This is a genomic window from Rathayibacter sp. VKM Ac-2927, assembly GCF_022815525.1.
Lineage (GTDB): Bacteria > Actinomycetota > Actinomycetes > Actinomycetales > Microbacteriaceae > Rathayibacter > Rathayibacter festucae.
The window spans coordinates 158,268-170,191 of the sequence record NZ_JALGRT010000003.1; the positions used below are offsets into that span (position 1 = coordinate 158,268).

Genomic DNA, 11,924 nt, shown 5'->3' on the forward strand with positions numbered 1-11,924 from the left:
GGGAGTCAGTCGTAGCGGGCCTCGGCCGCCCACTCGCCGTCGAGGCAGAGCAGCAGCCAGGCGACGCCGTCGGAGTCGACGACCTGGAAGCGGTCGTAGCGGACTGCTGTTCGCGCGTCCCACCAGCGCTCGTCGATCGGCCAAGGACCGGCCCACCCCGTCACCGGCTGCAGGCGGGCCTGTGAGGAGCCGGGCGCGAAGTAGGCGGGGACGGAGGTGAGGGAGCCGCGGTCGTCGACCGAGACCGTCTCCCCGCGGGGACCGCGCACCAGGACGGCCGTCGGCTCCGCGAAGACCGTGGGCGGCAGGGGCGGCGGCAGCGCCCCCGGCCACGGCAGCCCGCGCGGCCGGGCGTCGCCCGGCTCCCTGTCCCCCCAGGGGATCAGGTGCTGGCGGTCGCGGAGCGACCGGCCCCCGCCCACCGACGCCGTGACGACGGCCTCGTGGCCGAGCATGCTCTGCACGCGGCTGAGACCGTGGTGCACCCGCTCCTCCGGAGCCGTGCCCCAGAGTCCCTGCTCGTGGTTCCCGATCGCGTCGACCGCCTCGGGCTCGACCGACAGCCGGGCGATCGGGGAGCCGAGCCCCGTGTCGATTGCGCCGTTGCCCTGGAGCTGCCAGCGGACGCGGTCGACGACGTCGCCCGGGGTGAACCAGCGCGGGTGCAGCCAGCTGCGGGAGGACACCTCGCCGCGGTCGCTGACGACCTCGATCCTGATCGCGGTCGCCACCAGCTGCGCCCGGGTGAGCCCGGCGACGAACTCCTCCGCCGGGACGCGGAAGGCGAAGGCCGCCTGGTCGATCCGGTCCAGCGGCGGCTCGAACTCGAGCACGCGGTCGAGCCGCTCGGGCGGGAGCCGCGGGACGACCGTCTCGGTCTCGGCGCCCGAGGCCAGCACGTGCGCGCGCGCCCCCTCGGGGCCGAAGCGCGCGGAGACGTCGTCGCGCGGCAGCTGCGCGAAGGCGCCGAGGGTCCGGACACCCAGCCGGCGCAGCAGGGCGATGAGGTCCTCGCCCTTGCCGGTCGTGCGGGTGCGGGCGCCGACGGCCTCGGTCTCGAGGGCGTCGAGCGGCAGTGGCGCGAGGAACGCCGCGCTCTCGCCGGCCGGCACGATCGCCACCGCGGTGCCGGAGTGCTTGGCCGCGAGCTCGGAGGCGAAGAGGCCGTCGGCTATTCCGGCGCGCGCGAGCGGCACGCCCAGCTCGGCGAGCCGCTGGAGCACGGCCTCGGCCGCCGACTGCTCGGTGCCGTAGTAGCGGCGCGGCCCGCGGGCGCGGATCGCGCAGAGCCCGGGCCGGATCAGCTGCACGCCCGGGGTGATCTCCTCCAGCGCCTGGACGAGCGGCTCGAAGGCGCGGTGGTCGAGCACGGGGTCGTAGGGGAGCACGGCCAGCCCGGTGCAGCGCGACTGGGCCTCGCGGATCCGCATGCCGCGGCGCACACCCTCGGCCCGCGCCCCGGGGGAGCAGGCGAAGACGAGGCTCTTCTCGGTGAGCGCGAGCGGGGTCTCCGCATCGAGCCCGGCGTCCGCTGCGGCGGCGAGCAGGGGCCAGTCGGGGCACCAGACCAGGATCGTGCGGCGCAGCTCGAGAGCGCTTGCGGAACGGGTCATCTCACACCGCCCGCTCGTGCAGGGTGCGCTCCTGCAGACGCGAGGGCCCGCCCAGCACGCCGAAGGGGCGCCCGGTGCCGGGCATGCTCATCCGCACGGTGCGCACCCGCGTCCCGGCGCGGCCGACGACGTCGACGAGCGCCTCGCGGGTGCGCAGGTAGCCGTGGCCGGCGCCGAGCCCCTCCCAGCGGCTGCTGCGGATGCTGAGCCGCGCCTCGGCCTGGGGCCACTCGCCGAGGACGACGAGCGCCGCCCCGCGCTGACGCAGCCGTGCGCCCAGCCGGGAGACGTCGGCCGAGGAGACGGAGGCGGGAGGCCGGGTCAGCACGACGGTGAGGACGTCGACCAGGGCCGCGGTGACGGTGAGCCAGTGCTCGGCGGGGGAGGGCACGAGCACGAGCCGCTCGAGGTCGATCCCCAGGCCGGCCGCCGCCTCCGCGCCGAACTCGGGGACGCCGACGACGCCGCACCAGGCGCCCTCGGACGACGGCCCGGCCAGCAGCCCCATGGCCAGGCTCATCGAGCCCTCGACCGAGTAGGCGGCGCCCTGCTTGAGCGAGCCGCCCGGCAGCACCGAGGCGAAGGCCGGCAGAGTCGCGAGGCTCTTCGACTCGAGCGTCGTCGCCTGCATGTCGCGGATCCGCGACTGCAGCTCCTTCACCGACGCGAGCTGCCGCAGCAGCGGTTCCGCGGTGTCGGCGACCCCCGGCGAGGGGTGCTGTGAAGGGGGGCTCATCAACCCATGTTCGAACATGTGTTCGAGTATGTCAATCGCCACCGACATCCGCCGCGCCGGGTGCCGGAGCAGGTGGAGAAGGCCCCGGATCGCCCCCTGTGGAGGAGCCCGGGGCCCGCCGCGCTACCCCTCCGCGGACCCCGTCACGCGCAGTCCGTGACCGAAGCGGAACAGCGGATCCTCGGTGTCGAACGGCACGTCCGGCCTGCGGGCCGCCGCGGCGGCCATCGAGCGCGGAAGGTCCATCGGCAGTGTTCCACGGGCCTCCGACACTCCGAACACCACGTCGAGCACCGCGGCCCCCGACGCGCCGAAGTCACCGAGCAGCGCCGCCGCGGAGTCGACCAGCGGAGTGAGGATCGCCGGCCGGTCCAGGAACACGTCGACGACCGTCGGCACCTGTGCCGCCACGGCCTGGACGTGCTCCACGACCTCGTCCGGGAAGTCGAGCGAGCCGGCGTGGAAGTGGTTCTCGAACGCCGTCGCGCGCTGCTCGAAGGGCGCCTGCAGCCGGATCACCGCGAGCTCCGCCTCCTCCGGAGACCCGACGACGGTGCCGTAACCCGCGGCGACCGCCGGATCGATCCCCTCGACGTAGAGCCGCAGCCCCTGCCGCGCCGGCAGGACGCCGTCCTGCGCGAGGACCGTGATCGCCGCGCGCTGGGCGGCCTCGCCCGCCGCGCGGAACTCCGCCGAGCCGACGACCGCCTCGGCGGCGGCCGGATCGACCGCGCGCGAGTCGAACAGCCCGAGCACGAACTTCTCCCGCAGCAGCCGCCGCGCGGACACATCGAGCCGTTCCTCGGCGACCGTCCCGTCCCGGACCAGGGCGACCAGCGCCTCGGGGATCGACTCGCCGCCGAACTGGTCGACACCGGCCTCGAGGGCCTTCGCCATCCGCTCCGGCACCGACAGGTGCTCGACGCCCCAGGCGCGCGCCACGTGGTGGTCGCCCATGATGTCGGAGTCCGAGAGCAGCCCCCAGTCGGTGCAGACGATGCCGTCGAAGCCGAACCGCTCGCGCAGCAGCCCCGTGATCACCGAGCGGTTGAAGCCGAAGCCGACCTCCTCGTGCTCGGTCCCGACCGGCATCCCGTAGTACGGCATGATCTGGCTCGTGCCCGCCTCGAAGGCCTTCACGAAGGGCTGCAGGTGGTACTCGGCGTTGCCGCCCGGGTAGACCTGCTCCCGCCCGTACGGGAAGTGCGGGTCCTCGCCGTCCTTCTGCGGTCCGCCGCCGGGGAAGTGCTTGGTCATCGTCGCGACCGACTGCGCCCCGAGCGCCTCGCCCTGGAAGCCGCGGATGTACGCGGCGCCGAGCCGCCCGGTGAGCTCGGCGTCCTCGCCGAACGTGCCGACCTGCCGCGCCCAGCGCGACTCGGTCGCCAGGTCGATCTGCGGGTGCAGCGCGACCCGCAGGCCCACGGCGAGGTACTCCCGGCGGGCGATGTCGCCGAAGCGCTCGACCAGGTCCTCGTCGCCGATCGCGGCGAGGCCGAGCGGCTCCGGCCACTGCGAGAACGCCTCCGCCTGCGCCCCCGTGCCGGGGTTGTCGGTGAAGGAGTGGCGCGGATCGGTGGAGAGGGTCACGGGGATCCCGAGTCGGCTCGACGACGCCAGCTCCTGGACCCGGTTGTGCCACTCGGCGAGCTCGCGCGCGGTGGCGGTGCCGCCGCCGAGCAGGTTGAAGTGCGACATCCGCTTCTCGAGCACCATCGTCGCGGTCGAGGGCAGGCCGAACGCACCGTCCTCGGCGAGCGCTCCGCCCTCGCCCATCACGACCATGGTCTGGAAGAAGAGCCCGGCCTTCTCCTCGAGGGTCATCTGACCGAGCAGGATCTCGACCCGCTCGGCCAGGGGGCGCAGCGGGTCGAGGTAGCGGCGGTCGACCTGCTCGTCGAGCGGCTCACCGGCGGGGGATGACGTCGATGTCATGGGGGCGTCCTTCCGAAGGGGAGCCCTCGTCGGCCCCGCGAGAAGGATACGCCGAAAACCGACCAGCACTAGGGAAATGCGGCGGGCCCGTCGTGAGTGCGCCCCTACCATGGGAGCCATGTCCGACGCCCTGCCCGAAGCCGCCCCCGAGAACCCCTCCTCCCTCCCGGCACGGCGGCGGACCCTCGTGGTCAAGATGGGCTCGAGCTCGGTGACCAAGCAGTCCGGACCGGACCCCGTGCTCCTCGCCAGCGCCCTCGAGAGCGCGTTCGGCGCGCGCGCGCTCGGCTGGGACGTCGTCCTCGTCTCCTCCGGCGCCGTCTCCTCCGGCCGCGCGCTCTTCGCCCGCTCGCAGGACGCGCCGATCAGCCCGCGCCTCGCCGCCGCCGTCGGCCAGACCGTCCTGATGGGCTTCTACCGCTCGGTGGCCGAGCTCTCCGGCTCGCTCGTCGCGCAGATCCTGATCGGCGAGTCCGACCTCGCATCGCCGCGGCAGATGGCGCACGTCGCGGAGGCGATCCGGCACGCGCTCGACGCGGGCGTCGTGCCGATCGTCAACGGCAACGACACCATCGACTCCGCCGGCTCCGACAACGACGGCGTCGCCGGCGGCCTGGCGATGCTCCTCGGCGCGGATCTGCTGCTGCTGCTCACCGACGTCCCCGGCGTCTTCGCCGGCAGCATCGCCGAGGGCGTGCACCTCGAGGAGCTGGGGATCACCGAGCTGCGCGGCATCGGGGTGCAGAAGGGCGGGACGGGCCGCGGCGGCATCCGCTCGAAGCTCAAGGCGGCCGAGCTCGCCGCGCACAACGGCGTCTCGACGCGCATCGCCGGCGCTCGCACGCCCGAGGTCATCCTCGGCGCCATCGACGGCCCCGGCCCCGGCACCCTCGTCCGCGCCGTCCACGCGCACCCCGCGGTGGAGCAGCGCTGGATCTCCGGCGTCGCGACCTCGCGCGGCCGGGTCGAGATCAACCTCGAGGCCGAGCGCAGCATCGCCTCCGGCTCGAGCCTGTTCGCGTCCGGCATCAAGCGGGTCTCCGGCGACTTCGTCGGCGGCGACGTGATCGAGGTCCGCGCCCTCAGCGGCGAGCTGCTGGCGCGCGGGGTGTCGCGGGTGTCCTCGCGCCTGCTCACGCTGGTCCGGGCTCTGCGGGTGGACGAGATCGCCCGGGTGTTCGTCGCCGTCCTCGCACACGCCGCCGACGCCGATCCCGCCGCGATCACCTCCGAGGGTGACCGCCCGCAGCTGACCCGCGCTCTGGAGTACGCGCGCGCCCTCTCCTTCGAGCACGGCAGGGCGGTCGCGATGGAGATCGTCTCGCTCTTCCCCGCCGAGAGCATCGCCGCGCTGGTCGGCCAGGGTGCCGCGGTCGAGGAGCTCGTCGAACGGTACACCCGCCTCGTCCGGACCCTCGCGATCGTCGGCAACGAGCAGCTGGCCGTCTTCCGCGACTGACGGCGCCCGAGGGGCCGCGGTGGCCCGAATGGACGAATCGCGCCACGGAAAACGAATCGTGCCAGATAGCGGCACGATTCGTGCCAGCACTATGCGCATCACGTCATCGATCGTGGCGAGCGTCGCCTCCCGTGCTGATCTGTCTCCCACACGAACGGCGCCCACTACGCGCCCCGACGGATCGGATCAGCATGAGTGCAGCAGCAATCGCCACCGCGACCCTCACGACCCCCACCACCCGCCACCCCTTCGACGGCCCCATCTCGCGGGAGCACTACCAGTCGGACCGGCTGGCCCGTCGCCTCGAGCTGATCGAGAAGACGATCGCCGACTGCGAGCGCGCCCTGCGCGGCGGCACCGACCCGCGCACCGGAGCCGTCGTCCCGCCCGCGCGCGGCGCCCACCGCGACCAGCTCCTCAGCAACCTCGCGATCGAGCTCTCGCTCGCCGACCGCCTCCGCGGCGCTCTGGGCATGCACCGCTGACCTCCCGGTCCGCAGCTCCGATCCCCGGGTCCGCACCCCCGCCGCAGCCCGATGGGGCACGATGAGGCCATGGTCACCATCACCGTCGCCGGGATCGCCCAGCACTTCCACCCCGCCGAGCGCGGCACCGTCCGCCTCGAGATCCGCCGCGAGTCGCGCTCGCGCTCTCAGGCGCTGAACGAGGTGACCGCCCTCCACGCTCGCGTGCGCGAGGAGGCCCGCGCCGAGCAGGCCTCCGGCGCGGCGACCTGGTGGTCGGCCGACCAGGTCTCGGTCTCGACCATCCAGCGGTACCTCAAGGACTCCGACGTCACCGAGCCGTTCCACGTCGCCGCCGCGAGCGTCCGGGTGAAGTACCGCGACTTCGACGCCCTCGGGCGCTGGGTCGCCTCCGTCTCGGAGGCCCCCGGCATCACCGTCGCCGGGGTCGACTGGGACGTCACCGCCGCCCGGCGCGCGAGCGCCGAGCGCGAGGTGCGGGTGGCCGCGGTCCGCGACGCCCGCGAGCGCGCCGCCGCCTACGCCTCCGCCCTCGGCCTGGGCGAGCCCCGGGTGCTCACCCTCTTCGAGCCCGGGCTCCGCCCGCACACCCGGATCGAGGGCGGCTCGGCCGTGATGAGCCGCGCGATGGCCTTCAAGGGCCAGGAGGAGCTCGCGCTGAAGCCCGAGGACATCGAGGTCTCGGCCTCGGTCTCCGCCGACTTCGAGGCGAGCTGAGCGGAGCGGTCGGCGCTCGGCGCTCGCCGCCGGGAATAGCCGGGACGCGTCCGACGCTGGAGCAGGCATGGTCTCGCGCATCGGCTTCCTCTCCTTCGGCCACTACCAGTCCGTCGAGGGGTCGCTGACGCACACCGCGCGCGACGTCCTCCTGCAGACCATCGAGCTCGCGGAGGCGGCCGAGGAGATCGGCATCGACGGCGCGTACGTCCGCGTCCACCACTTCGCGCCGCAGCTCGCTTCGCCGTTCCCGCTCCTGGCCGCGATCGCCGCCCGCACCCGCCGGATCGAGATCGGCACCGGCGTCATCGACATGCGCTACGAGAACCCGCTCTACATGGCGGAGGAGGCGGCCGCGACCGACCTCATCTCCGGCGGCAGGCTCGAGCTCGGCGTGAGCCGGGGATCGCCGGAGACGGCGCTCCGCGGCTCCGAGGCGTTCGGCTACGTCCCCTCGGAGGGCACCTCCGACGCGGACCTCGCCCGCCGCAAGGTGCAGCTCTTCCGCGAGGCGCTCTCGGGCGCCGCCGTGGCCGAGACCGACCCCGCGCGCACCGGGATGTCGAGCCCGCTCGCGATCGAGCCGCGCTCGCCGGGCCTCGAGGACCGCATCTGGTGGGGTGCGGGCAGCTTCGCGACGGCGCGCTGGGCGGCCGAGCAGGGCATGAACCTGCAGTCCTCCACGCTCCTGCTCGAGGAGGAGGGCATCCCCTTCGACGAGCTGCAGGCGCGGCAGATCCGCGAGTACCGCTCGGCGTGGGCGGAGGCCGGCTGGGAGCGGACCCCGCGCGTCTCCGTGTCGCGCAGCGTCCTCCCGATCACGACCGACCTCGACCGTCTCTATTTCGGCGGCCGCGGCGAGCGCGATCAGGTCGCCTCCCTCGAGGGCGTCCGCGCCCGCTTCGGCCGCAGCTACACCGGCGAGCCCGACCGCCTCGCCGAGGAGCTCGCCGCCGACGTCGCCGTCCAGGAGGCGGACACCCTCCTGCTCACCGTCCCCAACCAGCTCGGCGTCGAGTACAACGCGCGCCTCCTGCAGACCGTCGCCGACTCGATCGCCCCGGCCCTCGGCTGGTCGCCCGCCGGAGTCGTCGCCGCCTGACGCGCCCCTGCTGGTCGAGTGGCCCCGCAGGGGAGTATCGAGACCAACGCTCTGCAGAACGGTGGGTCTGCAGACTCCGCTTCCGGTGAGGGCGGATCTCGATACGCCCGCTCCACGGGCTACTCGATCAGCATGGGGCGCGTCCCCTCTCTGGCGGAGGGCTTGGTGCGCTCCCGGTCTGGCTGCATCCCGCCATGCTGGTCGAGTAGCCCCGCAGGGGCGTATCGAGACCCGCGCTTCGCAGGACGGTGGATCTCGATACGCCCGCTGCGCGGGCTACTCGATCAGCAAGAGATGCGCCGCCCGCGGAAGGGGAGAGGCTGTGCTGTCGATCGTCAGCTCGCGGAGAGCTCGATGCGGACGTCGTCGAGTCCGTCCGACGAGACGAGCACCGTGATCGGCCCCGCGCCGGTCGGACGGACGACGGCGAGCGCGCGGCCGTCGAACGTCGTCCGCGATGTGGCGTCGAAGCGCTCGGTGGTGGCGGGTGCCCCGCTGCCGAAGCCCGCGAGCACGCCCGCGCCCTCGACGGAGACCGAGACGACGCGGTCAGCGCCGGTGACCAGCACGCCCGCCGCGTCGCGCAGCTCGATCGCCACATACGCGAGGTCGGTGTCGTCAGCGCGCAGCGACGTCCGGTCCGCCGCCGCAGTGAGCACCGCGGGCCCGGATGCGGACACGAGCGAGCTGCGCCCCGTCTCGCTCCCGGACCGGTAGGCCACCGCCGTCAGCGTGCCCGGCCGGTGCACCGTCTCGATCGACGCCAGCATCGGCCGCACCGCCCCGACCGCCGAGCGCCCGACCTCGACCCCGTCGAGCAGCAGCGTCACCTCGTCCGCGTCCGCGGCCACCTCGACGGTGACGGGAGAGCCCTCGAAGCCGGGCCAGGTCCAGGAGTCGACCGAGTCGCTCCACGCCCACGGCGACTGCATCGTCACCGTCTGCCCGTGCCGCTCCGGCCGGACGACCGCGATCGCCGGCTCCGAGCGCAGTCCGAAGACGATCTCGCGGTAGTAGGAGGCGGGCCGCCGCCAGCCGGTGATGTCGAGGTCGCCGCACCACGCCGTCAGGTACGGGTACTCGCGCTCCAGCGCGCCGTTCGCCGCCGGGTCCTCCGCGTAGGAGGTGGCTCCGATGCCGACCTCGCCGAGGTAGTCCCAGCCGGTCCAGGTGAAGTCGCCGATCACGTTCGGGTTCGCCAGCACCTTCGGCCACAGCTCGCCGATCTGCGAGGGGAACGTCTCGGACCCGACGATCACGCGCTGCGGGAACAGCTCCGCATCGCTCGCGTAGCGCCCGTCGGCGTAGTTCAGCCCGAGCACGTCGACCGCCGCGCTCGACTCCGCCGTGCGGCGGGTGACGGCGTCGGAGGAGCCGATCGCCGCCATCATCCCGGCGCCGGCCTCGCCCATCAGCTCGTTCAGCCCCTGCTCCGAGGCGAGGATGCTGTCGAGCTCGTCGAGGACGGCCAGAGTCGGGTTGACGCCGTTGGTCACGGGCCGCGTGGGGTCGAGCGAGCGCACGTGCTCCGCGAGATCGCGGGCCAGCACCGCGCCGTGCGGGGTGCCGACCTCGACGATCTCGTTGCCGATCGAGTAGAGGATCACGCTGGGGTGGTTGTAGTCCTTCGCCACCAGCGACTCCAGGTCGGCTCGCCACCACTGCGCGAAGTCGAGCGAGTAGTCGTGGTGCGTCTTGCCGCGCACCCACATGTCGAAGGCCTCGTCCATCACGAGCATGCCGAGGCGGTCGCAGGCGTCGAGCATCGACGGCGAGGCGGGGTTGTGCGCCATCCGGATCGCGTTGAAGCCGGCCTCCTTGAGCAGCTGGATCCGGCGCTCCTCCGCCCGGTCGATCGAGGCGGCACCGAGGACGCCGTTGTCGCTGTGGATGCAGGCGCCGCGCAGCAGCACGCTCTCGCCGTTGATCCGCAGCCCCTTGCGCGGGTCGACGGTGACGGTGCGGATGCCGTGCACGGTGACGACGTCGTCGCCGACGCCGATGCTCATTCTGGCGCTGTGCAGGGCGGGGGAGTCGACGCTCCAGAGGGCGGGCTCCTGCACGTAGAGGCGCTGGCGCACGAGGGCGGTGCGGCCGGGGGCGACGGTGACCGGTGTCGTCGCGCTCTCGACGACGTCGCCGGCCGGCCCGGTGAGCTCGGTCGCCACCGTGAGCGACGACGTCGTGAGCCCGCGGTTGACGATGCTCGTCGCGACCTCGACGACGGCCTGGTCGTCCTCGACGCGCACGGTCGTGATCCGCACGCCGTCCAGCTCGATGTGCACGGGCTCGTCGACGTGCAGCAGCACTGGCCGGTGCAGCCCGGCGCCGGCGTACCAGCGCGAGTCCTGCCCCGCGCGCACCTCGATCCTCAGCGTGTTCGTCTCGCCGAAGCGGAGGAACGGGGTCAGCTCCACGAAGAAGCGCGCGAAGCCGTCGGCGCGGTTCCCCGCGAACTCGTCGTTGAGGAAGACCATCGCGTGCCGGTAGGCACCCTGCACCTCGAGCCGCACCACCTTGCCCGCCCACTCCGCCGGCACCTCGAACGTCGTGACGTAGCTGGAGGCACCGCCCGGGTAGTAGGCCGCGCCGCCCTTCGACACCGCGTCCGGGGAGCGCTCGGCGTCGCGGAGCGCGTCGTGCGGCAGCGTCACCGCGACGGAGTCGTCGACCCCGCCCTGCACGGCGGCGAACGGCCCGCGCGGCGCCCGGACGATCCAGCCGGAGGTGAAGGAGGTGGTCGTCATGTCGCGTCCGTTCGATCGAGGTCGTCCGGCACGTCGCCGGGCGAGGGATGAGACCCGTGCTCCCCATGAGGAAACTGTTTCATTCGGTTTCTCACCCGGCGAGAGCCTAGGAGCGGCGCAGCTGACCGTCAAGGAGGGGGCACCGTCCTCTCGATCGTCGAGCGTCGATGCTGCGCAGGGCACCGACCTACCGAGGCGGACCGCCCCAGGCTGCCGGGATGAACGGCCCTGATGCGCTCTCCCTGGCGAGCTCCCTCTGCGATCCCGCCCGGAGTGCCCCGTGACTCCGGACGTCATCGTCCTGAACGGCGGATCGAGCTCCGGCAAGACGACGATCGCCCGGAGTCTCCAGGCGCTCCTGCCCGATCCGTGGTTGAGCGTCTCGATCGACACCCTGGTGGACGCGCTGCCGCCCGACCTCGACGGAGGTGGAGAGGGCGTCTCCTACGGCGACGACGGCGCGGTGGAGCTCGGCGACGCCTTCCGTCGACTCGAGTCGGCCTGGATGGCCGGCGTCGTCGCGACCGCCAGTGCCGGCGCACGCATCGTCTTCGACGACGTGTTCCTCGATGCGTCGGAGTCGCAGGAGCGCCTGCGCAGCCACCTCCGCGGACTCGACGTCGTCTGGGTGGGCATCCGCTGCGCCCCCGAGGTCGCGACCGCGCGTGAGCGAGCCCGAGGCGACCGCACCACCGGGATGGCGGCACACCAGGCGGAGTCCGTCCATCGCGGCGTCGCCTACGACCTCGAGATCGACTCCGGACGAACTTCAGCAGTGGAGTGCGCGCGTCGGATCGTCGAGCACATCACCGCTCTGTCGCTTCGCTGGAAGACCGCGACGCCGGGAGGGCTCGACCACCTCTGAGATCGAACCGCCGCCGCCAACGAGAAGAACCCCCCGATCTCCATGAGATCGAGGGGTTCTGCCGGTGTCCGAGGGGGGACTTGAACCCCCACGCCCTATACGGGCACTAGCACCTCAAGCTAGCGCGTCTGCCATTTCCGCCACCCGGACGAGTGTTGTTTCCGGCCTGCGTTTCCGCGGCCGAAGAAGACATTAGCACGGTTCGAACGCCTCGGATGACACCGGGGGAGAGGGGTGCCGGGAGCCCGCCCGCTAGCGTGGGAGC

General features: G+C 73.2%; 9 protein-coding genes and 1 tRNA gene. 5 read left to right on the plus strand and 5 right to left on the minus strand.

Annotated elements, in window-relative coordinates:
• Positions 1-5: 5 nt before the first annotated feature.
• The 3 genes from MT353_RS09840 to MT353_RS09850 all read right to left on the minus strand — a co-directional run bounded on the left by MT353_RS09840 (position 6) and on the right by MT353_RS09850 (position 4,284).
• A complete protein-coding gene (locus MT353_RS09840) occupies positions 6-1,613 on the minus strand; it encodes a DNA polymerase Y family protein (protein WP_243616266.1) in 1,608 nt (535 codons plus the stop codon).
• Position 1,614: 1 nt separating this feature from the next.
• Positions 1,615-2,349: a hypothetical protein gene (locus MT353_RS09845; RefSeq protein WP_123446314.1), complete on the minus strand. Its 735-nt coding sequence runs from the start codon at positions 2,347-2,349 to the stop codon at positions 1,615-1,617.
• A gap of 123 nt (positions 2,350-2,472) precedes the next feature.
• On the minus strand, positions 2,473-4,284 hold the full coding sequence (locus MT353_RS09850; protein WP_243600004.1) for a glycoside hydrolase family 3 protein: 1,812 nt from the start codon (positions 4,282-4,284) through the stop codon (positions 2,473-2,475).
• A gap of 118 nt (positions 4,285-4,402) precedes the next feature.
• Here MT353_RS09850 and proB point away from each other — a divergent pair, with 118 nt between their 5' ends.
• The 4 genes from proB (at position 4,403) to MT353_RS09870 (ending at position 8,047) form a co-directional block, all read left to right on the plus strand.
• Positions 4,403-5,743, plus strand: coding sequence for a glutamate 5-kinase (gene proB / locus MT353_RS09855; RefSeq protein WP_243600005.1), 1,341 nt, complete (start codon positions 4,403-4,405; stop codon positions 5,741-5,743).
• A gap of 191 nt (positions 5,744-5,934) precedes the next feature.
• Entirely contained in the window at positions 5,935-6,228 is a 294-nt protein-coding gene (locus MT353_RS09860) for a hypothetical protein (protein ID WP_243600006.1), read from the plus strand.
• A gap of 69 nt (positions 6,229-6,297) precedes the next feature.
• Positions 6,298-6,945 carry an SIMPL domain-containing protein gene (locus MT353_RS09865; RefSeq protein ID WP_243600007.1) on the plus strand — a complete coding sequence of 216 codons (648 nt, stop codon included), beginning with the start codon at positions 6,298-6,300 and terminating at the stop codon, positions 6,943-6,945.
• 67 nt (positions 6,946-7,012) lie between these two features.
• Positions 7,013-8,047 (plus strand): LLM class flavin-dependent oxidoreductase, encoded by a 1,035-nt coding sequence (locus MT353_RS09870; protein WP_123735758.1) that lies wholly within the window; start codon positions 7,013-7,015, stop codon positions 8,045-8,047.
• A gap of 335 nt (positions 8,048-8,382) precedes the next feature.
• On the opposite strand, the gene MT353_RS09875 is transcribed toward MT353_RS09870, so the two are convergent.
• Positions 8,383-10,794 carry a glycoside hydrolase family 2 TIM barrel-domain containing protein gene (locus tag MT353_RS09875; protein WP_243624289.1) on the minus strand — a complete coding sequence of 804 codons (2,412 nt, stop codon included), beginning with the start codon at positions 10,792-10,794 and terminating at the stop codon, positions 8,383-8,385.
• 280 nt (positions 10,795-11,074) lie between these two features.
• Between MT353_RS09875 and cpt the strand changes: the two genes are divergently transcribed.
• Complete coding sequence (cpt, locus tag MT353_RS09880) at positions 11,075-11,659, plus strand: chloramphenicol phosphotransferase CPT (RefSeq protein ID WP_243624290.1); 585 nt, start codon at positions 11,075-11,077, stop codon at positions 11,657-11,659.
• Positions 11,660-11,724: 65 nt separating this feature from the next.
• Here cpt and MT353_RS09885 read toward each other — a convergent pair.
• A tRNA-Leu gene (locus MT353_RS09885) sits at positions 11,725-11,809 on the minus strand.
• Between the last annotated feature and the right edge of the window lie 115 nt (positions 11,810-11,924).